Below are 21,921 nucleotides of genomic sequence, written 5' to 3'. Positions count from 1 at the left end.
GCTTATTTGCCCAGTTTGCGCAATTCATCCGATTCAACCACGCGAATGCCGTCTTGCTCTTCCAATGCCAAGCGCCACAGCGCCCGGGCCAACTGGCACGCTTCGATGCCATGGTATTTGCCAGGGATCAGCCGCGACAAAGGCCCGGCAATTTGTTCGCTAAGGCGCGGTTGGGGGCGATTACCCAGCAGAATCGACGGGCGAACGATGGTCAACTGCGGCCAGTTCTGCGCCCTCAACGCCTGTTCGGTCTCGCCCTTGACGCGGTTGTAGAAAATCGACGATTCGGCATCAGCAGCGATGGCGCTGATCACGATCAAGTGCCGGGTGCCCAGCTCACGCGCGCGCTGAGCGTAGGCCACGACGAGGTCGTGGTCGACCTGGCGAAAAGCTTCTTGGGAGCCTGCCTCCCTAATGGTGCTGCCCAGGCAGCAATAGGCGACGTCGATCTGGCCATCGAGGCTGGGCAGCAGGTCGCGCAGGTCACCCACGGGGTTTTCCAGATGGGGGTGTTCGGCGAGGGGGCGGCGGGTCGGGGCCAATACGCGGGTGACGGTGCGTTCGCTGAGCAGGCGATCGAGCAAGTGTTCGCCGGTCAAGCCAGTGGCGCCTGCTATCAGAATGTGCTGCGGCGTGAGGTACATGATGGCTCTCCCTTGATTGCTATCAGCTTAGTGGCTGGTAGCACTTTTTGCCTCTGCCGATGCACTTTGTAACGCCTGTTTGGCCTGGGTCTGACGCAGACGTTTCCAGTGTGCTAACACGGCCTTAGGTGCCCAAAGTTGCGGCTCAGAGGCTCCATAGTTGTCGCTGCTTTCCCGTTCGGCAACATGACGCCGGGCAAGTTCGAATGCCTGCTGCAAATCGTCGGTTTCGTTCAGTGCCTGGGCGAAGAGGGCGTCACCGAAGTAGGTGAAATCGGCCTCTTCGGAGCAGCCAAAGGACACCCGGTCGGCGCGCGAAGCCGTCATGATCAAAGTTCGCTCGTCTTTGAGCGCGGGAATGAAACCGCCCGAGTAGCAGGCTGAAATCACAATGATCTTGTCGCGCTGTTTAAGGGGCGCCAGCACACTGGCGAGTTCGTCGGCGGCGAGGTCGGAGAGTTGCAGCCGAGGTTGGTCCAGCACCAGTTGGTGATCCGAGGTGCCGTGGCTGGTCAGGTAAATGAACACCAAGTCTTCCGGCCCGCTGCGCTCGGCCAGGGTTTTGACAGCGCGGGACAGGGTTTCCCGACTGGCCATCGGGCGGTCGGCCAGGCGATCGCGATGGTTGGTCAGGGTGATATTACCGATGGCACCGAAACGGCTGCCGAGCATGCGCGTGACATAGTCGGCTTCGCGCATGAACACGCTTTGTTTGCCGTCCCCAGCCAGGCTCAGGCTGTACAGCTCGACCTCGGGGGACGAGCGGGGCACGGCGGCCAGCGCGTCGTCGAGCAGTTGGCCTTGGCGCAGCAGGCCTAGTTCGAGGGTATCGGGCAAGAGCTTGCCCTGTGGGTCGCGCACCCGTTGGCCGGCGCTCCATTGGCCGGCCTGGACGCTGCCATCCGCGTTGGTCAGGGTGCCGCGGCCTTGGTAGGTGTCGTTGCTGAAGCCGCCGACATACTGGCTGCCGTCGGCCAGCGCCAGGCGGCCCTGGCCAGAAAAGTGCCATTCGACGAAATCGCCCAGGTAATGGCCCCCTTGGCTGCTGAACAGCTCGCCTTTACCGGTTAACTGGCCGTTGCGAAACTGGCCGATCCAGACATCCCCTTCGGCGTTTTCATAGCGGCCGCGGCCGTGCAGTTGATTGTTACGGAAATCACCGATGTATTGGTCGCCGTCACCGCTGCTGTAGGTGCCATGGCCCTCCAGCAGGCCATTGACGAAAGTCCCGCTGTACTGGCTGCCGTTCGCCTCGGTGCGCACGCCCTCGCCGTTGGCTTTACCACGGCTGAACACGCCCTGGTATTGGCTACCATCTTCGAGTTCGAGTTGGCCTGCGCCAGTGTATTGGTCGTTCTTGAAGCCGCCCCGGTAACGGCTAGTGGCGTCTTTGAAGGTGCCTTCTCCCTCACGGCGGCCCATGTTGAACCCGCCGCTGTAGTGGCTGCCGTGGGCGCTCAGGCTGCCCAGGCCGTGAAACAGCCCTTGCTTGAACTGGCCGCGATAGACCTCCCCGGCGGGCCCGTGCCACTCCCCGGTCCCCTGCCATTGACCCTCTTGGAACTGCCCGGCATACCAGCTGCCGTTGGGGTAGTCCACGCGGCCATTGCCTTGCAGCAGGCCATTGACCACCTCGCCACGGTAGCGCCCGCCGTCCGGCAGGCGCGCATCGGGCGGTGCCAATGGCTCGCCATCGCCGCAGGCGGCGAGTAGCAGGGTCAGGGCAAGGAGCAGCAGTGGGCGCATGACGAAGTCCGGATAATTGATCGCGGGAGTATGCCGCGCAACGCGCCTGGGTGAAACAGTCGTTCGACCCCTTTACCTAACCAATGAAGCAGAGTGAGAGCTGTTCGGCAGTGAAGGCCGGTTTTTCTTCGCCCTCGATGCGTAAGGTGGTCTGGACCCTCAGCAGCCACTGGCCGGGCGATTTTTCCCGGGCGCTGAGCAGCCGGGCGCTCAGGCGTACCCGCGAGCCCACCTTGACCGGGTTGAGAAAGCGCAGGTTGTCGAGCCCGTAGTTGACTACCCGATCGAGCCCTTCAGGCACGACCAGCAGGTTTTCCAGGAGTTTGGGTACTAGGGCGAGGCTGAGCAGACCATGGGCAATGGTACCGCCGAAGGGTGTTTTGGCGGCTTTGATCGGGTCGACATGAATAAACTGAAAGTCGCCCGTGGCCTCTGCAAACAGATTGATGCGCGCTTGGTCGATGGTAAGCCACTCTGAGTGGCCCAGGTCTTTGCCCACGTAGTCCTGAAGTTGCTCGAGGGGCACTTGATGCATGGGGTCACGCTCCGTGTTGAGCGCCAGCGGCTGGGTGAGCTTGGCGCACGCCTGGCTTCGAGCGTAGACCAGACACGGAGCAAGTGCCGGTTAAATCAGGTGCGGGTGTTTATAATGGCGCTGCGCGTTCGTTGGAGGTTCTCATGTTGTTACGTGGTTTGACTTGGTTGGTGTTGTTCCAGCTCTTGGGCACAGCCCTCAATCATTTGTTTTTATCGGTATTGCCCGGGCCGATCATTGGCTTTGTGCTGTTGCTCGCCTACCTGATGTGGCGCGGCGAGGTGGCCAAGCCCATCAGCGAGGCGGCCAATAGCCTACTGCGCTACTTGCCCCTGCTGTTAGTGCCACCAGCGGTAGGCGTGATGGTCTTCGCTGCGGAGATTGCCCAGGACTTCTGGGCAATCGTCGGTTCGTTGGTGGTGTCTGTGCTGCTGTCTGTGATGTTTTGCGGCTATTTGATGCAGCGCCTGATCCAGCGTCAGCGCCGCCGCGGTACGCCGCAATGAGCCTGCATTGGTACGGCGCAGCGCTGGCGGTCATTCATCACCCCCTGTTCGGCATTGGCATCACCCTGGCCGCGTACCAATTGGTGCTAGCCGGTTACGAGCGCACGCGCTGGGTGTTCTTGCAGCCTGTATTGATGTCGATGTTGCTGGTCATCGGCGTGTTGATCGCCTGCGGGGTGAGCTATGCCGAGTACCGCAAGAGCACGGAAATACTCGGTGTGCTGTTGGGGCCGGCAACGGTGGCCTTGGCAGTGCCGCTGTTTCTGAACTTGCGGCGCATCCGCCAATTACTCTGGCCAGTCCTGCTGACACTGTTGATAGGCGGCACATTTGCTACGGGCGTGTGTCTACTCTTGGGCTGGGCCTTGGGCGCTGACAAGATGATCCTCATGACCATGGCACCGAAGTCAGTCACATCGCCGATTGCGATGCTGGTGGCCGAGCAGATCGGCGGAGTGGCGGCCCTGGCAGCGGTGTTCGTGTTGATGACCGGCGTCATCGGTGGAATTTTCGGCCCGGCGTTGCTCGACCTGCTCAAGGTAAAGGAGCCCGAGGCACGAGGTATGGCCCTAGGCCTCACGGCCCACGCAGTAGGCACCTCGGTTGCCTTGCAGGAAAGCGAAGAAACCGGCGCCTTCGCCGCCCTGGCCATGAGCCTGATGGGAGTTGCCACGGCTATTTTGTTGCCGCTGGCTATTAGTCTGTTCGTCTAAGGAGTGCCCATGACACTGCCCCTGTTCCCCCTTAATACCGTACTGTTTCCGGGTTGTACCTTGGACTTACAGCTGTTCGAAGCGCGTTACCTGGACATGATCGGCCGCTGCATGAAGCAGGGCAGCGGCTTCGGCGTGGTCTGCCTGCACAGCGGCGAGGAAGCTGGGGTGGCAGCGGATGCGTTCGCCCAGATCGGCTGCGAGGCGTTGGTGTATGACTTTCAGCAGCAGGACAACGGCTTGCTGGGCATCCGCGTTAAAGGTGGCCGGCGCTTTAAGGTGATTACCACTGAGGTGCAAGCGGACCAATTGATCATTGGCCAAGTCGAGTGGCTCGAAGACCTGGCCGAGCAACCTCTGGAAGACCACCACCAAGACCTGCAGGCGCTGATGCAGGCGCTGGCCGAGCACCCCATGGTGGCATCGTTGGACATGGCGGCCGATGTGCACGGGCAGGCGGCCCTGGCTAACCAGTTGGCCTACCTGCTGCCGTTTTCCAATGAAGCCAAGGTCCAATTGCTGGGCATCGACGACCCAGACGAGCGCCTGGATCTGATCCAGACACTGCTAGACGAATTACAGGGCGACATGTTTGCTTAAGCCGGTTCAGGGGGCGGCTGCGCGCCGCCCCTGCGCTCAATATTGGTAGCGCAGCAAGGCGTCTGGCAACGCGTTCAAGGCGTGGAATATCAGCAGCGCCGCACAGGCGGGTGCCACCAGGCCCCATACCCGCAAGCGCATGCCCGGCAGCGGTTGCTGCAACTGGGCCACCGACAGCACCGCCGCGCAGACTGTGCAGGCAAGCATGGCGCCGGCGAGAATGTCGGTGGGCCAGTGCACCCCCAGGTAGACCCGCGACAGGGCGATCGACAACGCCGGCAAGCAGCCCAACAACAGCCAGGTCAGGCGCATCCGTGGCGGCTGGCCCCGGCCGGCCAGCACCGCCAGGGCTAAAAAGAACGCGAACGCTGCCGAGCTATGGCCGCTGGGCATACTGTAAGTGGTGAGCGGTTCGGCGAGGATTTCTGGGCGGGCCCGGGCGAACAGCCACTTCAGGCTGCCATTGGCGATTGCCGTCAGCCCGGTGACTGCGCAGGCGAATAGGGCCTGGCGCCATTGCCGGGTGATCAGCAGCAGAACCGTCAGCAAAACAGCGGCTTGCAGTTGGGTGTGGAAGTCTCCCATGCGGGTCACCATCACCACGAAACCGTCGGCGGCCTGTTGCCGGTTTTCCTGGATCAGGGTCATCAAGCCTTGGTCGAACTGTTGCAGGTAGGGCCAGCCAAAAAACAGCCCGGCCAGCATCACCAGACTGGCGGCGGCGATCAGCCGGGTGCCACGGGTAGGGCTGCGCAGGGTGGTATGGATGCTCAACCCGATCAGCACCGCAATGCCACCTGCCACCACGGCGGCCTGTGGCCAGAAGCCGTCAGGCAGTGGCAAGCGAATCGCGGCCCCGGTGGCCCACCCCGGCAGCAGGTAGGCCACGGCCCAGCCCGCCCCAGAAACCAGGCTCACACCAATGAAGCGCGGCACAGGCATTTTCAGCATGCCCGCGACCATTGGCAGCATTGGCCGCAACGGGCCGATAAAGCGGCCAATCAACAGGCTGACGATGCCGTAGCGTTCGAAATAATTCTCGGCGGTGCTAATCCATTCGGGATGGGTGCGCACCAAGGGCAGCTTGCGAATATTCTGATGGAAGCGTCGGCCAATGGTGTAAGACAGGACATCTCCCAACAGCCCGCCCGTATACCCCAACAGTAACGTTTCCCATAGCGACAAGGCGCCACTGCCCGCCAGTACGGCAACACCGAACAGCACCACGGTTCCCGGCACGATAATGCCGGCAATGGCCAGGCACTCGATGCAGGCCACGATGAAGATCGCCGCGCCTAGCCATTGCGGGTTGAGGGACAGCCAGCCGGTCAGGCTGTCGAGCCATTCGCCCATGTTGGGGTTCCTTGAGTGAGCAGAAAGTAGTCGCGACCTTCGACTTGCCCGCGTCGCTGGGGGTTCCGTGTGCAATAGCGAGCGAAGTCGGCGTCGACGAAGCGGTAGGGCAAATGTTCGTCGCGCCCGGCGGGAATGCCGAGGCGCGTGGTCTGGATAATGTGTTTCGGGATAATGCCAACGTCGTCGACGAACAGCGCCTGGGGGTCGAAGCGGCGGGCATCCCAGTGCGGCACCTTCAGGCCTAACGCCCGGCATAGCAGGGTCTGCCCGGCGCATAAGCGCGTTTCAGCGCGGGGCCGGCCGCTGGCGTCGGGGTTGTTCAGAAGCATTTGCGCCAGGCTGTTGGCGTCGCTGTGGCGATCGCTCCAAGGGTAGGCCGACTTGATCAGCACGGCATTGCCCGGCCCCTGGGCACTGAAGTTCAGGGAGTCGCCGCCACGGGCGTAATACATGTAGATGTGGCCTCCCCCCAGAAACAACGCCTTACGTTTTTCCGTATAACCCAGGGAGGCGTGGCTGCCCTTCTCGGCGCAGTAGTAGGCTTCGGTCTCGATGATGCGCGCGGCCAGCCAGTAGGGCCCTTGGCGATGGCGAATAACCTTGCCCAGCAGTTCGCGGGCGAGCACTTGGGCGTCCCGGTCGAAGAAGCTGTCGGGCAAAGGGCGGGCATCGGGCCAGGGCGGGCTAAGCATGGGCGTTCCGGTCAAGAAAGTGCAGGGCGGCGAATCATAGCAATTTCTGTCTGAAACGCAGCTGAACGTAGTTATTAGATGAGTGATTGCGACCATCCGCCCGTCACCGCTGTTAGTGAACGACCACGACGGCTATAATCAGCCGCTTTCCTCTTCGCCAAGTCTATAGAGACCATGACTGAGTCCGTTCTTGACTACATGAACCGTTTGGGTCGCGCAGCCCGTGAGGCTTCTCGCGTGATCGGTCGTGCCAGTACCGCGCAGAAAAACCGCGCGTTGTGCGCGGCGGCCGATGCGTTGGACAACGCCCGCTCCGAATTGGCCGCTGCCAACGAGCAGGACCTCGCGGCCGCTCGGGCCAACGGCCTGGAGCCGGCAATGCTGGAGCGCCTGGCCCTGACCCCGGCGCGCATCGACGGCATGATCGTCGGCCTGCGCCAGGTGGCCAGCCTGGCCGACCCGGTCGGGGCGATCCGCGACATGAGCTATCGGCCGTCGGGTATCCAGGTGGGCAAGATGCGTGTGCCCCTGGGCGTGGTCGGCATCATTTACGAGTCACGCCCCAATGTGACCATCGATGCTGCCAGTCTGTGCCTGAAGTCGGGCAACGCGACCATCTTGCGCGGCGGTTCCGAAGCGATTCATTCCAACCGGGCCATTGCCATCTGCATTCAGCGTGGCCTGGCCGAGGCGGGCTTGCCCGCTGCCGTCGTGCAGGTGGTGGAAACCACTGACCGAGCAGCGGTCGGGGCCCTGATCACCATGCCCGAATACGTCGACATCATCGTGCCCCGTGGCGGGCGCAACCTGATCGAGCGCGTTAGCCGCGAGGCGCGGGTGCCGGTCATCAAACACCTCGACGGTATCTGCCACGTCTATGTCGACGCGGCGGCCGACCTGGCTAAGGCGCAACGTATCGCCTTCAACGCCAAGACCTACCGTTACGGTATCTGTGGGGCCATGGAAACGCTGTTGGTCGACCAAGCGGTCGCCCGCGAGTTTTTGCCGCCCATGGCCGCGCAGCTGCGCGAAAAAGGCGTCGAGCTGCGTGGTTGTGCGCGCACCCGTGATGTCATCAGTGCCATACCTGCCACCGAGCAAGACTGGCAGACCGAATACTTGGCGGCGATCCTGTCGATCCGCGTGGTCGACGGGCTGGACCAGGCCATTGAACACATCAATCACTACGGTTCCCACCATACCGACGCGATCGTCACCGAGCACCAGGGCCAGGCCCGGCGGTTCATGGCTGAAGTGGACTCCGCTTCGGTCATGCTCAACGCCCCTACCTGTTTCGCCGACGGTTTCGAGTATGGGCTGGGCGCCGAGATCGGTATTTCCACCGATAAACTGCATGCCCGTGGCCCCGTAGGTCTCGAAGGCCTGACCTGCGAGAAATACGTGGTGATCGGCGACGGCCAGTTGCGTGGCCAGGAGCCCGCCTGATTGGGCGAGCTGAACCCGTTGGGTACACACGCCGCCGAACCTGTCACCTTGCGCCGCATCGGTGTGTTGGGTGGCACGTTCGACCCGGTGCACATCGGCCACCTACGGGGTGCGCTGGAGGTGGCCGAAACCCTGGCTCTGGATGAGCTAAGGCTGGTGCCGAACGGCCGTCCACCGCACCGCGATGCGCCTAGTGTGGCGGCGCAGGATCGCTTGGCGATGGTCGAGCAAGCGGTGTTGGGTTTGCCCATACTGAAGGTGGATGCCCGCGAGCTGTCCCGCGGGCAACCCTCTTACACCATTGATACGCTGGAATCGATGCGGGCCGAGTTGGCCGCACAGGACCAGTTGATACTGTTGTTAGGCTGGGATGCGTTTTGTGGCCTGCCTTCCTGGCACCGTTGGGAAGAGCTGCTGCTGCACTGCCATATCCTCGTGCTGCAACGACCTGACGCGAACAGCGAACCAGGGGAAGCCTTGCGCGACCTACTGGCTGCGCGTTCGGTCAGCGACCCGCAGAGCCTCAAGGGGCCTGGCGGGCAGATTACCTTTGTCTGGCAGACACCCCTGGCGGTGTCGGCTACCCAGATCCGCCACCTGCTGGCCAGCGGGAAGTCGGTACGTTTCCTGGTGCCTGACGCGGTACTGGCCTATATCGAGGCGCACGGGCTGTACCGTGGGTCCAATTGAACTGAATGAGTTTTATATGACAAACCAAGCTATCACCACCGAAGAACTGCTCGAACTGGCCAAGGCCGGTCTTGAGGACGTCAAGGCCCAAGACATCCAGGTCATGGATGTACGTGACAAAAACACCATTACCGATTACATGGTCATTGGCACCGGTACTTCCAATCGCCAGATCAATGCGATGCTGGAAAAAGTCCGCGAGCTGGTCAAGGCCAAGGGCGTCAAGCCATTGGGCGAAGAAGGCCGTGGCGACAGCGACTGGGTGTTGTTGGACATGGACACCGTAGTCGTCCACATGATGACGGCCGCTGCCCGCCAGTTCTATGACCTGGAGCGCCTGTGGCAGGGCGCCGAGCAAAGCCGCGCTGCCAGCGCTGCGCACCACACCCCCGGCCACGAATAAGCGCCGGCCATGCGTCTGCGTTTGATCGCGGTAGGCTCGCGCATGCCCAAATGGGTAGAAGAGGGTTGGCACGAATACGCCAAGCGCTTGCCCGCCGAGCTGTCCCTGGACCTGGTGGAAATACCGTTGAACACCCGTGGCAAAAATGCCGACGTGGCGCGGTTGATCCGTCAGGAGGGCGAGGCCATGTTGGCCAAGGTGCAACCCGGCGAGCGCATCGTCACGCTGGAGGTGCAGGGCAAACCCTGGAGCACCGAGCAGTTGGCGGCCGAGCTGGACCGCTGGCGGCTCGACGCGCGTACGGTCAATCTGATGGTCGGGGGCCCCGAGGGCCTGGCGCCGGAAGTCTGTGCGCGTAGCGAGCAACGTTGGTCGCTGTCGCCTTTGACATTGCCGCACCCGCTGGTTCGGATCTTGATCGGTGAGCAGATGTATCGCGCCTGGACGGTTCTGTCCGGGCACCCTTATCACAAATAATCCGTAAGCCTGCCGATGTCTCAGCCGATCCGCCTCAAGGACCACGAAAAGGACGCCAGCCTGGTGCGCAGCCGCGTCGTGTTCGGTGCTGTCGCGGTGTTGTTGCTGGTCTGTGTGTTGGTGGCGCGGCTGTATTTTCTGCAAGTCATCCAATACGACTATCACTCTACGCTGTCGGAAAACAATCGGGTGCACGTGCAGCCGGTGCCGCCTACCCGCGGCCTGATTTTCGACCGCAACGGCGTGTTGGTGGCCGACAACCGGCCCAGCTTCAGTCTGAGCATGACCCGCGAGCGTTCCGGTGATTGGCAACAGGTGCTGGATGTCATCGTCGAAGTGCTGCAGCTCACCGCCGATGATCGCGCGCTCTTCGAGAAGCGCATGCGCCAAGGGCGCCGGCCATTCGAGCCGGTGCCTATTCTGTTCGAGCTGAGCGAAGAACAGATCGCCCGGGTAGCGGTGAATCAATTCCGCCTGCCGGGGGTAGAGGTGGTCGCCCAATTGGTACGGCATTACCCCCAGGGCGCGCATTTCGCCCATTCGGTGGGCTATGTCGGGCGTATCAACGAGCGCGAACTGAAGACCCTGGACCCGGTGGACTACAGCGGTACGCACCATATCGGCAAGACCGGTATCGAGCGTTTCTACGAAGCAGAGCTGCATGGCAAGGTGGGCTACGAAGAAGTCGAGACCAATGCTCGCGGCCGCGTGTTGCGCGTACTCAAGCGTACCGACCCGCTGCCGGGCAAAGACATCGTGTTGAGCCTGGACATCAAACTGCAAGAGGCCGCCGAGGCGGCGCTCGGTGGGCGGCGTGGGGCAATCGTGGCGCTCGACCCGGCCACGGGCGAAGTGCTGGCGATGGTCAGCCAGCCCAGCTTCGACCCTAACCTGTTCGTGACCGGCATCAGCTTCAAGGCCTACGCCGAATTGCGCGATTCCATCGACCGCCCGCTGTTCAACCGAGTGCTGCGTGGGCTTTACCCACCGGGTTCGACCATTAAGCCGGCGGTGGCCGTGGCCGGTCTCGACAGTGGCGTGGTCACCTCCTCCAGCCGCGTTTTCGACCCGGGTTTCTACCAGTTGCCCAACTATGACCACAAATACCGCAACTGGAACCGCACGGGTGACGGTTGGGTCGACCTGGACACCGCAATTATGCGCTCCAATGACACCTATTTTTACGACCTGGCGCACAAGCTGGGGATCGACAAATTGGCCTCCTACATGAACCGTTTCGGCATCGGCCAGAAAGTCTCGCTGGATATGTTCGAAGAGTCGCCTGGGTTAATGCCTTCCCGTGAATGGAAGCGGGCGACTCGCCGCCAGGCCTGGTTCCCCGGCGAAACCTTGATCCTGGGGATCGGCCAAGGCTACATGCAGGCAACCCCCCTGCAATTGGCCCAGGCCACTGCTCTGGTGGCCAACAAAGGCAAATGGAACCGCCCGCGCCTGGCCCGAACCATCGAAGGCCTGCCGCCGGTGGATGACAACCCGATGCCTGACATTCTGCTGCGCAACCCCGCGGACTGGGGCCGTGTGACCCACGGCATGGAGCAAGTGATGCAAGGCGCCCGCGGCACCGCGCGCAAGGCGGCGATTGGCGCCCAGTACCGAATTGCCGGCAAAAGCGGTACGGCTCAGGTGGTAGCGATCAAGCAGGGCGAGAAGTACGACCGCTCCAAAGTGCAGGAACGCCACCGCGACCACGCCTTGTTCGTGGGCTTCGCCCCGGCCGACAACCCGAAAATAGTCGTGTCGGTGATGGTGGAGAACGGCGAGTCCGGCTCCGGAGTCGCCGCGCCGGTGGTGCGCCAGATCATGGACGCCTGGTTGCTGGACGCCAATGGTCGGATCAAACCCGAATACGCCACCGGCGCACCCGCTTTGGAGACCGCACGTGAAGAGTAATTTCGACCGCATCCTCTCCAGCGAGGATGTGATGCGCCGGCGCGCCACGTTTCTGCAGCGCATTCATATCGATGGCCCCTTGCTGGTTCTGCTCCTGACCCTGGCGGCCGGCAGCCTGTTCGTTCTCTATTCGGCCAGCGGCAAGAACTGGGACCTGCTAATCAAGCAAGCGAGTTCGTTTGGCCTGGGCCTGATTTCGATGTTCGTCATCGCCCAACTGGAGCCGCGCTTCATGGCACGCTGGGTGCCGGCCGGGTATGTGGCCGGAGTGCTGCTGCTGGTGGTGGTGGACGTGATGGGCCATAACGCCATGGGCGCCACGCGCTGGATCAACATACCGGGGGTCATTCGTTTCCAACCGTCGGAATTCATGAAGATCCTGATGCCCGCCACCATTGCCTGGTACCTGGCCAAACGCACCCTGCCACCGCAGCTCAAGCACGTGGGGGCCAGCCTGATGTTGATCGGTATACCCTTCGTGTTGATCGTGCGCCAACCCGATCTGGGGACTTCCTTGCTGATCCTGGCCTCGGGGGCATTCGTGTTGTTCATGGCTGGCCTGCGCTGGCGCTGGATCGTCAGCGTGCTCGCGGCCACCGTGCCGGTGGCGGTAGCCATGTGGTTCTTCGTGATGCACGACTATCAAAAGCAGCGGGTCTTGACCTTTCTCGACCCCGAGAGCGACCCGCTTGGCACCGGCTGGAACATCATTCAGTCCAAAGCCGCGATCGGCTCTGGGGGCGTGTTTGGCAAGGGCTGGTTGCTGGGCACCCAGTCGCACCTGGACTTCTTGCCCGAAAGCCACACCGACTTCATCATCGCGGTGTTGGGTGAGGAGTTCGGCCTGGTGGGTATTTGCGTGCTGCTGCTGATCTACATGCTACTGATCGGCCGCGGGCTGGTGATCACCGCACAGGCGCAAACCCTGTTCGGCAAGTTGCTGGCAGGCAGCTTGACCATGACTTTTTTTGTTTACGTTTTCGTCAATATCGGTATGGTCAGTGGCCTGTTGCCCGTCGTCGGCGTGCCGCTGCCCTTCATTAGTTATGGCGGGACGTCTCTCGTGACGCTGTTGTCAGCGTTTGGGGTATTAATGTCGATCCATACCCATCGCAAGTGGATCGCACAGGTTTGATCAAGGTGACCAATTTCATGCAAGTGACGCGTAACTGGGCTGCTCGATACATTCCGTGGTTCGGCCTGGTGGGCATCCTGGGGGCGTCGCAGCAGGCAGCGGCGGGCGACTATGACGGTTCGCCGCAGGTCGCCGAGTTCGTCGGCGAAATGACCCGTGATTATGGGTTTGCCGGCGAGCAATTGATGGGCCTGTTTCGTGAAGTCGAGCGCAAGCAAGCCATCCTCGATGCGATTTCACGCCCAGCCGAGCGGGTAAAGCCATGGAGCGAATATCGCCCCATGTTTATCACCGATGCGCGCATCGCCAGGGGTGTCGATTTCTGGCGTCAGCATGAAGCGGCCCTGGCCCGTGCCGAGCAGGAATACGGCGTACCGGCCCAGGTGATCGTCGCGATCATTGGTGTCGAAACCTTCTTTGGCCGCAACACCGGTAATTATCGAGTGATCGACGCGTTGTCGACCCTGGGCTTCGATTACCCGCCGAGGGCCGAGTTCTTCCGCAAAGAGCTGCGCGAGTTTCTCTTGCTGGCCCGCGAGGAGCAGATTGACCCCATGACCCTAAAAGGCTCTTACGCTGGGGCCATGGGGTTGCCTCAGTTCATGCCCAGCAGCTTCCGCGCCTATGCCGTGGATTTCGACGGCGATGGGCACATCAATATCTGGACCGATGCGGACGACGCCATCGGGAGTGTTGCCAGCTATTTCAAGCGTCACGGCTGGGTGGCCGGCGAGCCCGTGGTCAGCCGGGCTTCGGTGCGCGGCGAGCAAGTCGACCAAGGCCTCAGCCCCGGTATCGATCCCGTGAAAACGGTGGGGGAGTTGCGGGGGCTGGGCTGGTCGAGTCATGATGCGCTGCGCGACGACCTGCCGGTCACGGCTTTTCGCCTGGAAGGCGCCAACGGCGCGGAATACTGGATGGGTCTGAAGAATTTTTACGCAATCACTCGCTACAACCGCAGTGTGATGTACGCCATGGCCGTACATCAGCTGTCGGACGAGCTGGCAAAAGCACGGGGCGACAAGTAATGCGGGCAATCACCATTGGCACTCCTCTACGGCTCATGGGCTACCTCGCCCTGGGCTTGATGGTAGCGAGTTGCTCTTCCACCAGCAGCCGTACCTCGGCACCGGCCCAGCAGGGCAATACGGTGCGGGCGATGCCGGGGCTGGATATCAACCGTGCACACAAGGACGGTGCGCCGTGGTGGGACGTCGACGTGTCGAAGATTCCCGACGCAGTGCCCACCTTGCACACCGGCCCCTATAAGGCCAACCCTTATACGGTGCTGGGCAAGACCTACTTCCCCCTGGGTGATTCCAAGCGTTACGTGGCCACCGGCACGGCGTCCTGGTACGGCACCAAATTTCATGGCCAGAACACCGCCAATGGCGAGGTCTATGACCTGTACGGCATGAGCGCTGCCCATAAAACATTACCGCTGCCGGCGTATGTGCGGGTCACCAACCTGGACAACAATCGCAGCGTGATCCTGCGGGTCAACGACCGCGGGCCGTTCTATTCCGACCGCATCATCGACCTTTCCTATGCGGCTGCGAAAAAGCTTGGTTACGCCGAAAGCGGCACCGCGCGAGTGCGCGTAGAAGGCATCGACCCTCAGGAGTGGTGGGCCCAACGCGGCCAGCCGGCGCCGATGGTGCTCAACCAGCCCCAGGTCGCTCAAGCGCGCCCGGCGTTCACGCCAAACACCGGCGCCATCGAACAATACACCCCTCCGGTTCAGCAGCACGCGCCGCCTGTGGTGCCCGTACAGGCGCGGGTGGACGCAAAAAAAAACGCTTCTGCGGGAGTGTCTGGCCTGTATCTCCAGGTGGGAGCGTTCGCCAACCCGGACGCTGCGGAGCTGTTGAGGTCGAAACTGAGCACCATGGTACGGGCACCGGCGTTTACCAGCCCGGTAGTGCTTAATCAGCAAACGCTGTATCGCGTACGCCTTGGCCCGATGAACACCCCGGTCGAGGCGCAACAGGTCCAGGACAGCGTTCGCTTGGCTAATCTGGGCCAACCGAAAATGGTCACCCTGGACTGATTATTCGCCTCTGGTCGCGGCCGGAGGCGTTGTGGGTTGGTGCCTGGCGCATCAGCCTGTAACATTCACCGCCCGATACAAGGGCGGGTTTGCCTGCCGGGCCTTAGCTGTCCGGAACCCGCTTTGCCGAAAAGGCATGTGCCCATTAGCAATTTCGAGAGACGGATGAACATCACCACCTTCGCCAAACGCCTATGCTTGCTTGTACCGCTGATGATCGCTCCGACCGCGTGGGCGGCAGAGCAGATGATGCCTTCGCCACCGCAACTGGCGGCCAAGTCCTATGTGCTGATGGAGGCCTCCAGCGGCAACGTGCTGGTCGAAAGCAATGGCGACCAACGCCTGCCTCCTGCCAGCCTGACCAAACTGATGACCGCTTATATCGCCACCCTGGAAATCCGCCGGGGCCAAATTGGTGAAAACGATCCGGTCACGGTGAGCGAGAACGCCTGGCGCACCGGTGGTTCGCGGATGTTCATCAAGGTTGGCACCCAAGTGTCGGTCAGCGACTTGCTGCATGGCATCATCATTCAGTCGGGTAACGACGCCAGTGTCGCCCTGGCCGAGCATATCGCCGGCAGCGAAGACGGCTTCGCTGACATGATGAACAAAACTTCAGAAAAACTGGGTATGACCAATACCCACTTTATGAACCCCACTGGCCTGCCGAACCCTGAGCACTATTCGACTGCCCACGATATGGCGACCCTGGCCCGGGCGATCATCCACGAAGACCCCGCTCACTACGCGATCTACTCGCAGAAAGAGTTCTTCTGGAACGGCATCAAGCAACCTAACCGTAACCTGCTGCTGTGGCGCGACAAGACGGTCGATGGCTTGAAAACCGGCCACACCGAAGAAGCCGGCTATTGCATGGTGTCGTCGGCCGTACGTGACGGCATGCGCCTGATCGCTGTGGTATTCGGTACGTCGAGCGAACAGGCTCGCGCTGCCGAAACTCAGAAGCTGCTGACTTACGGTTTCCGTTTCTTCGAAACCCAGACCTTCTATCAGAAGGGCACCGAGCTGGCTCAGGCGGCGGTATGGAAAGGGCAGGCGCGCCAAGTCAAGGCCGGTTTGGCTGAAGACCTGACCATGACCTTGCCAAAAGGCCAACTGAAGAACCTGGCCGCGACCATGACCATGGCCCCCCAGTTGACCGCGCCGATTGCCCAGGGCGACGTCATTGGTAAAGTCGACGTCATGAACGGTGACAAGGTCGTTCACAGCGCTAACCTCATCGCGCTCGAAGCCGTTGAGGAAGGTGGTATCTTCCGCCGCGTGTGGGATAGCATTCGTCTATTCTTCTACGGCTTGTTCAACTGATATCGTGACCTGCATGCTCCCGCCCGGGTACAGGGCGGGAGCATTGTTGTTTTCACGGCTTGCGAGGCCGTTACCCCATGATCGAAACAGACGCCAAAACTCACGAAATCAAGTTTCCCTGCGCCGACTACCCGATCAAGGTGATCGGCGACACCAGCGTGGGGTTCAAGGATAAAGTGATCGAAATCGTGCAAAAACACGCCGAGGTCGACCTCAAAACGTTGGCTGAGCGCCAGAGCAGCAATGGTAAGTACACCACCATTCAGTTGCACATCGTCGCCACCGGCCAAGAACAGCTGTACGACATCAACAGTGAGCTGCGCGCCACCGGCACTGTGCACATGGTGCTCTGATGCCGGGCACCCTGGGCTTTCGCGAGCTCGGCGAGCAGGGCTATGTGCCCGTCTGGCAGGCGATGCAACGGTTCACCGACCAGCGCGATGCCAGCACGCCCGACGAAGTCTGGCTGGTGCAGCACCCGCCGGTGTTCACCCAGGGCCAGGCGGGTAAGGCCGAACACTTGCTGCTGCCGGGGGATATCCCAGTGGTCAAGGTGGACCGCGGCGGGCAGGTGACATACCACGGCCCCGGCCAACTGGTGGTTTACCTGCTGTTGGATGTGAAGCGCCTGGGCTTTGGTGTGCGCGAATTGGTCAGTCGCATGGAACAATGCCTGATCGACCTGCTGGCTGGCTACGGCATCGTTGCGGCGGCCAAAGCTGATGCGCCGGGTGTGTATGTACAGGGCGCGAAAATCGCCTCCCTCGGCCTGCGAATTCGCCGAGGCTGTTCGTTCCACGGCCTGGCGCTGAACGTTCAGATGGACCTCGGGCCGTTTGCCCGGATAAATCCGTGTGGTTATGCTGGCCTGGCCATGACCCAGATGTGCGATCATGTCGCACCGATTGAATTTGCCGAGGTCAGCGCCCGGCTGCGTACGCAGCTTGTCAGGCACCTCGACTATGCAGAGCAGACGACCCTCAAGGGCGGAATCGACTGATATGACTACCGCAACAGAAGCTGTGCAAACCCTCATCCCGACCCGCACTGTCGGCGAAGACACGCCTAAAGTGGCGACGCCTCGCCCCAAGGTCGAGGCCGGCGTCAAGCTGCGCGGTGCCGAGAAGGTTGCGCGCATCCCGGTGAAGATCATTCCGACCGAAGAGTTGCCGAAAAAACCCGACTGGATCCGGGTACGCATTCCGGTTTCGCCGGAAGTCGACCGTATCAAGCAATTACTGCGTAAACACAAACTGCACAGCGTTTGTGAAGAGGCCTCCTGCCCCAACCTGGGCGAATGCTTCTCGGGCGGCACGGCAACGTTCATGATCATGGGCGATATCTGCACGCGCCGTTGCCCGTTTTGCGACGTTGGCCATGGTCGTCCGAAAGCGCTGGATGCCGATGAGCCCATGAACCTGGCCGTGGCTATCGCTGATCTGCGTCTGAAGTATGTGGTGATTACCTCGGTCGACCGTGATGACCTGCGCGACGGTGGCGCTCAGCACTTCGCCGACTGCCTGCGCGAGATTCGCAAGCTCTCCCCAGGCGTGCAGTTGGAAACCCTGGTGCCCGACTACCGTGGGCGCATGGACGTGGCGCTGGCGATTACCGCCCAAGAGCCGCCGGATGTCTTCAACCATAACCTGGAAACCGTGCCGCGCCTTTACAAGGCGGCGCGGCCGGGTTCGGACTACCAGTGGTCGCTGACCCTGCTGCAAAAGTTCAAGGAGCTGGTTCCCCACGTCCCGACCAAATCGGGCCTGATGCTGGGCCTGGGTGAAACCGATGAAGAAGTCATCGAAGTGATGCAGCGCATGCGTGAGCACAACATCGATATGCTCACCCTGGGCCAGTACCTGCAGCCATCACGCAGCCACTTGCCAGTGCAGCGCTTCGTGCACCCGGACGTATTCGACTGGTTCGCCGAAGAGGGCAAGCGCATGGGCTTCAAGAACGTCGCCTCCGGGCCTTTAGTGCGCTCTTCTTACCATGCCGACCAGCAAGCCCACGAAGCCAAGATCAAGCTGTAACGGCTGTGCAGCGGTGCTGGCGGCTTAGGCCGTCGGCATTGGTGGGGTAGACGGCTGGTAACAAAACAATCGTGTCCGTTATAGGGCGAGGGCGCTAATGTGCTCGGCGTATCCATTCCAGGAGGACCGTGGATGAGTCACCCCGACGCTACTCAAGACCGTTACGCCGCTGTGGTACCCGGCCTCAAGCCCGAGGCAACGCTCGCCGTTATCGCCCCAGCCGGTGCTGGCACGCTCGATGTGAAACACGCCCTCCGTTGGGCCAGTGAGCGCGGCTATCACCTGCATATTTACCCCGGTGTACACGAGAAACAAGGCTACCTGGCGGGCAGCGATGCCGTACGCCTGCGCGACCTGCACGCCGCTTTCGCGGACCCCGCTATCAGCGCCATCCTCTGCCTGCGCGGTGGTTATGGCACCCCACGGTTGCTTGACCAGGTGGATTTTGGCCTGCTGCGCGAGAACCCCAAGCCGTTCATAGGTTATAGCGACATCACCGCCTTGCACGTGGCCATTGCGCGCTACGCAGGTTTTGTCACCTTCCACGGTCCCCTGCTCAACGCCGACTTACTGGCAAACAAAGAGCCCCCGACCGAAGCCTCGCTTCTGCGTTTGCTCAGGGGCCAAGTCGGTGCCGGGGACGATCTGCCGCACCCGGTCGCCCACCCCCTGACCACCCTCGAGCATGGGGTATGCCGTGGTCGGTTGACAGGTGGCAACCTGACGATGATCTGCGCCACTCTGGGTACGCCCTGGGAAATCGATACCGATGGCTGTGTCCTGGTGCTTGAGGACGTCAACGAGCCGCTGTACCGGGTAGACCGGCTGCTGACTCAATTGCGCTTGGCAGGCAAGCTGGAGGGCTTGCGCGGGGTGTTGGTGGGTGATTTCGCCGGCCTTACGGTCGAGCAGATGGCGCCGCTGCTGCGGGATATCTTCGCGCCGTTGCGCATTCCGGTATTGGCGGGATGGCGCAGTGGGCACTGTGACCCCAACCTTAGTTTGCCTTTGGGCGCTATGGTCAAGCTCGATGCCGGTGAGCAGCGGCTCACTTTGGAACAGGACGTGGTTTGCTCATCTAATTAAATTTGCAAAGATCGGGGGCAAGCCCCCTCTTACCGTGCCGTGCCGCGGGCTGCGTGTAGGAGGGGGCCGGGCGGCGTTCCGCTTGCCCCCGATCTTGTTAACGACTACGCAAACTTTCCAAAAGCTTCTGCGTCGGGTAGCCGTCCGCAGGCCAGCCCAGGCTCTGCTGGGCGCTACGGATGGCCTTGCGGGTGTTAGCTCCAATGATGCCATCTGGCGTGCCCGCATCGTGATTCTGAGCGCTGAGCAGCGCCTGCAGCTCGATACGCTCCGAGCGGCTCAAGGGCCGCTCATCTTTTGGCCAGCTGCCATTGATGTAGCCACCGCCGACGAAACGGTCAGCCAGTAGGCCAACGCCCAATCCATACGACGACGAATTGTTGTACTTCAGAATGGCGCGGAAGTTATCCAGCACCAGAAACGCCGGGCCGCGATGCCCGGCTGGCAGCAACAGCGCCGCAGACAGCTCCTGCACGTCGCTGGCCACCGGCGCGCTGGCGGGCAAGGTCATGCCCATACGCAGCCATTCGCGCACGGGCTTACGCAGCGTGCCATCAGCCAGGGCATAATCGAACCCCTCGGCCAGCTTTACCTCGAACCCCCAAGGTTGGCCATGCTTCCATCCGGAGCTTTGCAGATAGTGCGCGGTCGAGGCGAGGGCGTCGGCGGAACTGTTCCAGATGTCCCGCCGCCCATCGCCGTCGAAGTCTACGGCGTGGGTGTTATAGGTGGTTGGGATGAATTGGGTCTGGCCCATGGCGCCGGCCCAAGAGCCCAACATAGCCTCCGGCTGGATATCGCCGTTTTGCAAAATCTGCAGGGCGGCTAACAGCTGACTCTGGGCGAAATCCGGGCGGCGGCCTTCGTAGGCCAGGGTGGCCAGTGAGCGGATCACCGATTTATCCCCTTGGAATTGGCCAAAGCTGCTCTCCATGCCCCAGACCGCCACCAACACCCTGGGCTCTACGCCATAGCGCGCCTCGATGTCCCGCAGTGTGTCAGCGTTCTGGCCGAGCAGGCCCTGGCCACGGTGCACGCGGGTGGGCGAAATTGCGCCGTCCAGGTATTCCCACACAGGTCGGGAAAATTCCGGCTGGCTGCGGTCGGCCTTGATCACCGCCATGTCCGGGCTGACCCCCATGAATGCGCGGTCGAAAAGGGCCGCGGGGACCCCAGACTGGAGGGCTTGCTGGCGGAAACCGGCTTGCCACTCGGCGAACGATTGGGTCGGCTGGACCGGGGTATCGACGCCGATGGGGCCGACGGCGATAGGCACCGGCAGTGCCGGGCGCGTAGGCGGCATTGGCAGGGCATCGGCGGCAGTCGGCTTTTGGGCGCAGGCGACAAGAAAAATCAGGCTGGAGGCAACGACGAACTGGCGTAACCGCCAGCGGGAACAACGGCACGAAAACATTCAGGAGGTCCAAGCATTTCAGGTCAGGAGTGGACCATATCATGCCTGTGATTGTTCGCGGTTGTGGCCGGTGAAAAAGTCCTGCGCGCCGTTACTCCACCGGCAACGCCAGGCGCTGCCCGGCCATCAGTAACGCAAGCCGCGAAAGGCTGGTCCAGGGCGAGCCCGCAGCCTGCCCTTTGATCTGCGCATCGATGCGCTGGGCGTCTTGCAGTAACTGCCCCCAGCGCTGCGCTGAATAACGTTGTAACGCTTTGCTCATCAGCGGCTTACGTTTGTCCCACACCGGTGGGCGGGCCAGGCTGAAGGCTTTGTCCAAGGGCACACCTTGGCTGTACTGTTGCGCCAGGCCACCCAATACGCGCAGCTCGCGCGCCAGCGCCCAAAGGACGATGGGCGGCTCTACGCCTTCGCCGCGCAGCCCCTCGAGCATGCGCAAAGCGTGGGCGGCGTGGCCATTGAGCACAGCATCGACCAAGCCGAATACGTCGAAACGCGCGCTGTCAGCCACGGCCGCCTGTACGGTCTCTACGGTGACTTGGTGATCCTCGGCGAGCAATTTGAGCTTTTCGATTTCCTGCGCGGCGGCCAGTAGGTTGCCCTCGACCCTTGCAGCAATCAACTCGACCGCATCCTGTTGAGCCGCCAGGCCCGCCTGCGACAAGCGCTGGCGGATCCATTGCGGTAGCTGCCCGGCGTCCACGGGCCATATCTGGATGAACTGCACGGCTTGGCCGTCGATCAAGGCTTTGGCCCACTTGGTTTTCTGTGCGCTGCCGTCCAGCTTGGGCAGGCTCACCAGTAACAGCGTGTCCTCGGCCGGGCGTGCGCAATATTCCATGAGCGCGGCCGCACCCTTGTCGCCGGGCTTACCGGACGGCAGGCGCAACTCCAGCAGACGCTTTTGCGCAAACAGCGAAAGGCTGGCGCCGGCCTGCAGCAGGGTGCCCCAGTCAAAGCTGGCGTCGGCGCTGAATACCTGGCGCTCGTCAAAGCCTTGCTGGCGAGCGGCACCGCGTATGGCGTCTGCCGCTTCCTGACACAGCAGTGGATCGTCGCCGCTGACCACATAAACTGGGGCCAAGACGCCTTGCAGGTGCTTATTGAGTTGGGCGGGGGCTAACTTCATCGTCAAAGAGAGGGCGCCTGACCGGCGCC

Annotated in this window: 23 protein-coding genes; 16 read left to right on the top strand and 7 right to left on the bottom strand. The window is 62.0% G+C overall.

Annotated elements, in window-relative coordinates; genetic code table 11:
* Positions 1-2: 2 nt before the first annotated feature.
* From QCL65_RS22155 to QCL65_RS22145, 3 genes are all read right to left on the bottom strand, one after another.
* Positions 3-644, bottom strand: coding sequence for an oxidoreductase (locus QCL65_RS22155; RefSeq protein WP_407312625.1), 642 nt, complete (start codon positions 642-644; stop codon positions 3-5).
* Positions 645-671: 27 nt separating this feature from the next.
* The gene (locus QCL65_RS22150) at positions 672-2,390 is read right to left on the bottom strand and encodes a C13 family peptidase (protein WP_407312624.1); all 1,719 of its coding nucleotides are present in this window, start codon (positions 2,388-2,390) and stop codon (positions 672-674) included.
* Between the two features lie 76 nt (positions 2,391-2,466).
* Complete coding sequence (locus tag QCL65_RS22145; RefSeq protein WP_407312622.1) at positions 2,467-2,925, bottom strand: MaoC family dehydratase; 459 nt, start codon at positions 2,923-2,925, stop codon at positions 2,467-2,469.
* A gap of 143 nt (positions 2,926-3,068) precedes the next feature.
* Here QCL65_RS22145 and QCL65_RS22140 point away from each other — a divergent pair, with 143 nt between their 5' ends.
* From QCL65_RS22140 to QCL65_RS22130, 3 genes are read left to right on the top strand one after another with little or no spacing between them, the layout of a single operon-like run.
* Complete coding sequence (locus QCL65_RS22140) at positions 3,069-3,431, top strand: CidA/LrgA family protein (RefSeq protein WP_407312620.1); 363 nt, start codon at positions 3,069-3,071, stop codon at positions 3,429-3,431.
* Positions 3,428-4,144 carry an LrgB family protein gene (locus QCL65_RS22135; RefSeq protein WP_407312618.1) on the top strand — a complete coding sequence of 239 codons (717 nt, stop codon included), beginning with the start codon at positions 3,428-3,430 and terminating at the stop codon, positions 4,142-4,144. The genes QCL65_RS22140 and QCL65_RS22135 overlap by 4 nt, the downstream gene beginning before the upstream one ends.
* A 9-nt stretch (positions 4,145-4,153) precedes the next feature.
* On the top strand, positions 4,154-4,744 hold the full coding sequence (locus tag QCL65_RS22130; RefSeq protein ID WP_407312616.1) for an LON peptidase substrate-binding domain-containing protein: 591 nt from the start codon (positions 4,154-4,156) through the stop codon (positions 4,742-4,744).
* 36 nt (positions 4,745-4,780) lie between these two features.
* Here QCL65_RS22130 and QCL65_RS22125 read toward each other — a convergent pair whose 3' ends face one another.
* Positions 4,781-6,097 (bottom strand): bifunctional DedA family/phosphatase PAP2 family protein, encoded by a 1,317-nt coding sequence (locus tag QCL65_RS22125; protein ID WP_407312614.1) that lies wholly within the window; start codon positions 6,095-6,097, stop codon positions 4,781-4,783.
* On the bottom strand, positions 6,073-6,792 hold the full coding sequence (locus tag QCL65_RS22120; protein WP_407312612.1) for a DNA-3-methyladenine glycosylase: 720 nt from the start codon (positions 6,790-6,792) through the stop codon (positions 6,073-6,075). Before QCL65_RS22120 ends, QCL65_RS22125 begins: the two co-directional genes overlap by 25 nt.
* A gap of 174 nt (positions 6,793-6,966) precedes the next feature.
* Here QCL65_RS22120 and QCL65_RS22115 point away from each other — a divergent pair, with 174 nt between their 5' ends.
* The 13 genes from QCL65_RS22115 (at position 6,967) to QCL65_RS22055 (ending at position 19,349) form a co-directional block, all read left to right on the top strand.
* Positions 6,967-8,238 (top strand): glutamate-5-semialdehyde dehydrogenase, encoded by a 1,272-nt coding sequence (locus tag QCL65_RS22115; RefSeq protein WP_407312610.1) that lies wholly within the window; start codon positions 6,967-6,969, stop codon positions 8,236-8,238.
* A 48-nt stretch (positions 8,239-8,286) separates the two neighbouring features.
* Positions 8,287-8,928, top strand: a complete 642-nt coding sequence (gene nadD, locus QCL65_RS22110; protein ID WP_407316987.1) for a nicotinate-nucleotide adenylyltransferase — start codon at positions 8,287-8,289, stop codon at positions 8,926-8,928.
* A gap of 16 nt (positions 8,929-8,944) precedes the next feature.
* Positions 8,945-9,331: a ribosome silencing factor gene (gene rsfS / locus QCL65_RS22105; protein ID WP_407312607.1), complete on the top strand. Its 387-nt coding sequence runs from the start codon at positions 8,945-8,947 to the stop codon at positions 9,329-9,331.
* A gap of 9 nt (positions 9,332-9,340) precedes the next feature.
* Positions 9,341-9,808: a 23S rRNA (pseudouridine(1915)-N(3))-methyltransferase RlmH gene (gene rlmH / locus QCL65_RS22100; protein WP_407312605.1), complete on the top strand. Its 468-nt coding sequence runs from the start codon at positions 9,341-9,343 to the stop codon at positions 9,806-9,808.
* 15 nt (positions 9,809-9,823) lie between these two features.
* On the top strand, positions 9,824-11,719 hold the full coding sequence (gene mrdA, locus QCL65_RS22095; RefSeq protein WP_407312603.1) for a penicillin-binding protein 2: 1,896 nt from the start codon (positions 9,824-9,826) through the stop codon (positions 11,717-11,719).
* A 31-nt stretch (positions 11,720-11,750) separates the two neighbouring features.
* A complete protein-coding gene (gene rodA / locus QCL65_RS22090; protein ID WP_407316985.1) occupies positions 11,751-12,854 on the top strand; it encodes a rod shape-determining protein RodA in 1,104 nt (367 codons plus the stop codon).
* A 17-nt stretch (positions 12,855-12,871) separates the two neighbouring features.
* Positions 12,872-13,882 (top strand): lytic murein transglycosylase B, encoded by a 1,011-nt coding sequence (mltB, locus tag QCL65_RS22085; protein WP_407312601.1) that lies wholly within the window; start codon positions 12,872-12,874, stop codon positions 13,880-13,882.
* Positions 13,882-14,904: a septal ring lytic transglycosylase RlpA family protein gene (locus QCL65_RS22080; protein ID WP_407312599.1), complete on the top strand. Its 1,023-nt coding sequence runs from the start codon at positions 13,882-13,884 to the stop codon at positions 14,902-14,904. The genes mltB and QCL65_RS22080 overlap by 1 nt, the downstream gene beginning before the upstream one ends.
* Positions 14,905-15,069: 165 nt before the next feature.
* Positions 15,070-16,230, top strand: coding sequence for a D-alanyl-D-alanine carboxypeptidase family protein (locus QCL65_RS22075; protein WP_407312597.1), 1,161 nt, complete (start codon positions 15,070-15,072; stop codon positions 16,228-16,230).
* A gap of 77 nt (positions 16,231-16,307) precedes the next feature.
* Complete coding sequence (locus tag QCL65_RS22070) at positions 16,308-16,583, top strand: DUF493 domain-containing protein (RefSeq protein ID WP_407312595.1); 276 nt, start codon at positions 16,308-16,310, stop codon at positions 16,581-16,583.
* Positions 16,583-17,230: a lipoyl(octanoyl) transferase LipB gene (gene lipB, locus QCL65_RS22065; protein WP_407312593.1), complete on the top strand. Its 648-nt coding sequence runs from the start codon at positions 16,583-16,585 to the stop codon at positions 17,228-17,230. Before QCL65_RS22070 ends, lipB begins: the two co-directional genes overlap by 1 nt.
* Before the next feature lies 1 nt (position 17,231).
* Positions 17,232-18,263 (top strand): lipoyl synthase, encoded by a 1,032-nt coding sequence (gene lipA, locus QCL65_RS22060; RefSeq protein WP_407312591.1) that lies wholly within the window; start codon positions 17,232-17,234, stop codon positions 18,261-18,263.
* Between the two features lie 132 nt (positions 18,264-18,395).
* Entirely contained in the window at positions 18,396-19,349 is a 954-nt protein-coding gene (locus tag QCL65_RS22055) for an LD-carboxypeptidase (protein WP_407312589.1), read from the top strand.
* Between the two features lie 97 nt (positions 19,350-19,446).
* Here QCL65_RS22055 and QCL65_RS22050 read toward each other — a convergent pair whose 3' ends face one another.
* Positions 19,447-20,763 carry a lytic murein transglycosylase gene (locus QCL65_RS22050; RefSeq protein ID WP_407312587.1) on the bottom strand — a complete coding sequence of 439 codons (1,317 nt, stop codon included), beginning with the start codon at positions 20,761-20,763 and terminating at the stop codon, positions 19,447-19,449.
* Positions 20,764-20,854: 91 nt separating this feature from the next.
* Complete coding sequence (gene holA, locus QCL65_RS22045; protein ID WP_407312585.1) at positions 20,855-21,892, bottom strand: DNA polymerase III subunit delta; 1,038 nt, start codon at positions 21,890-21,892, stop codon at positions 20,855-20,857.
* Between the last annotated feature and the right edge of the window lie 29 nt (positions 21,893-21,921).

Origin of the sequence: Pseudomonas sp. nanlin1, from assembly GCF_045571515.1 — a bacterium.
Classification (GTDB): domain Bacteria; phylum Pseudomonadota; class Gammaproteobacteria; order Pseudomonadales; family Pseudomonadaceae; genus Aquipseudomonas.
This window is presented reverse-complemented; position numbering and strand designations above follow the sequence as displayed.

Excerpts from the sequence above, each read along its gene's own strand:
- QCL65_RS22080 (WP_407312599.1), top strand. The coding sequence starts at position 13,882 with ATGCGGGCAATCACCATTGGCACTCCTCTACGGCTCATGGGCTACCTC.
- mrdA (WP_407312603.1), top strand. The coding sequence starts at position 9,824 with ATGTCTCAGCCGATCCGCCTCAAGGACCACGAAAAGGACGCCAGCCTG.
- QCL65_RS22125 (WP_407312614.1), bottom strand. The coding sequence starts at position 6,097 with ATGGGCGAATGGCTCGACAGCCTGACCGGCTGGCTGTCCCTCAACCCG.
- QCL65_RS22075 (WP_407312597.1), top strand. The coding sequence starts at position 15,070 with ATGAACATCACCACCTTCGCCAAACGCCTATGCTTGCTTGTACCGCTG.
- lipB (WP_407312593.1), top strand. The coding sequence starts at position 16,583 with ATGCCGGGCACCCTGGGCTTTCGCGAGCTCGGCGAGCAGGGCTATGTG.
- rsfS (WP_407312607.1), top strand. The coding sequence starts at position 8,945 with ATGACAAACCAAGCTATCACCACCGAAGAACTGCTCGAACTGGCCAAG.
- QCL65_RS22135 (WP_407312618.1), top strand. The coding sequence starts at position 3,428 with ATGAGCCTGCATTGGTACGGCGCAGCGCTGGCGGTCATTCATCACCCC.
- QCL65_RS22055 (WP_407312589.1), top strand. The coding sequence starts at position 18,396 with ATGAGTCACCCCGACGCTACTCAAGACCGTTACGCCGCTGTGGTACCC.
- holA (WP_407312585.1), bottom strand. The coding sequence starts at position 21,892 with ATGAAGTTAGCCCCCGCCCAACTCAATAAGCACCTGCAAGGCGTCTTG.
- QCL65_RS22115 (WP_407312610.1), top strand. The coding sequence starts at position 6,967 with ATGACTGAGTCCGTTCTTGACTACATGAACCGTTTGGGTCGCGCAGCC.
- mltB (WP_407312601.1), top strand. The coding sequence starts at position 12,872 with ATGCAAGTGACGCGTAACTGGGCTGCTCGATACATTCCGTGGTTCGGC.
- rodA (WP_407316985.1), top strand. The coding sequence starts at position 11,751 with ATGCGCCGGCGCGCCACGTTTCTGCAGCGCATTCATATCGATGGCCCC.
- QCL65_RS22140 (WP_407312620.1), top strand. The coding sequence starts at position 3,069 with ATGTTGTTACGTGGTTTGACTTGGTTGGTGTTGTTCCAGCTCTTGGGC.
- QCL65_RS22155 (WP_407312625.1), bottom strand. The coding sequence starts at position 644 with ATGTACCTCACGCCGCAGCACATTCTGATAGCAGGCGCCACTGGCTTG.
- QCL65_RS22050 (WP_407312587.1), bottom strand. The coding sequence starts at position 20,763 with ATGTTTTCGTGCCGTTGTTCCCGCTGGCGGTTACGCCAGTTCGTCGTT.
- QCL65_RS22070 (WP_407312595.1), top strand. The coding sequence starts at position 16,308 with ATGATCGAAACAGACGCCAAAACTCACGAAATCAAGTTTCCCTGCGCC.
- QCL65_RS22130 (WP_407312616.1), top strand. The coding sequence starts at position 4,154 with ATGACACTGCCCCTGTTCCCCCTTAATACCGTACTGTTTCCGGGTTGT.
- rlmH (WP_407312605.1), top strand. The coding sequence starts at position 9,341 with ATGCGTCTGCGTTTGATCGCGGTAGGCTCGCGCATGCCCAAATGGGTA.
- QCL65_RS22120 (WP_407312612.1), bottom strand. The coding sequence starts at position 6,792 with ATGCTTAGCCCGCCCTGGCCCGATGCCCGCCCTTTGCCCGACAGCTTC.
- QCL65_RS22150 (WP_407312624.1), bottom strand. The coding sequence starts at position 2,390 with ATGCGCCCACTGCTGCTCCTTGCCCTGACCCTGCTACTCGCCGCCTGC.
- lipA (WP_407312591.1), top strand. The coding sequence starts at position 17,232 with ATGACTACCGCAACAGAAGCTGTGCAAACCCTCATCCCGACCCGCACT.
- QCL65_RS22145 (WP_407312622.1), bottom strand. The coding sequence starts at position 2,925 with ATGCATCAAGTGCCCCTCGAGCAACTTCAGGACTACGTGGGCAAAGAC.